General features: G+C 81.0%; 1 pseudogene. It reads left to right on the top strand.

Going from position 1 to position 594, the window contains the following annotated elements:
* Nucleotides 1-44: 44 nt before the first annotated feature.
* Nucleotides 45-594 (top strand): annotated as a pseudogene (locus tag AE652_RS49385) (hypothetical protein); the annotation flags it as partial.

Below are 594 nucleotides of genomic sequence, written 5' to 3'. Positions count from 1 at the left end.
CGCCGGCACCGGTGCGGGGGGCCGCGACGGGGCCCGCGGGCTCCGTGTCCGCCCCGGTCCTGTCGCCCCCGGCGGCGGCGCCGGCCCCGTCGGTCTCGCCCGCCCCGACGGTGCCGGGGGAACCGTCCGCCGGGAGCGGGGCGACGGTCTTCTTCCCCCGGCTGCCCGAGATGGTCCTCGACCCGCCGGTGAACTGGCACGCCCTGGCCGCGTCGAGCGCCGACCCCCGGGAGCGGTTCGGCTACCTCGGCACCCAGCCGCTGGGGGCGTCCCCGTCGTGCGCGACGGTCGCGGCCCGCTGCCCGCTCGCCGGGCGGCTGGCCGTGGACGGCGCCGTCCTCGCGTTCCGGCTGGTGGACGGCCAGGGGCTGGCCGAGAAGCTCGGCCCGGACCCGTCCGGGCTGGGCGACACGGCCCTCGACAAGGAGTGCGCGGCGCTCGGCGGCGACCGCGAGCTGACCGGCCTGCGCGCCATCGACCGCGACGGCCCCGCCGCGGTGGTCGAGGTGACGGCCTGCCTGCGGCAGGCCTCCGACCCGACGGTGCGCCAGGCGCGGCAGGCCTTCGACTCCGTCCGCTCCGCCCCGCCGGGCG

The sequence above is a fragment of the Kitasatospora sp. MY 5-36 genome, from assembly GCF_001182915.1.
Taxonomy (GTDB): Bacteria; Actinomycetota; Actinomycetes; order Streptomycetales; family Streptomycetaceae; genus Kitasatospora.
Note: the sequence above shows the minus strand (reverse complement) of the source record. Positions and strands in the feature narration are given on the sequence as shown.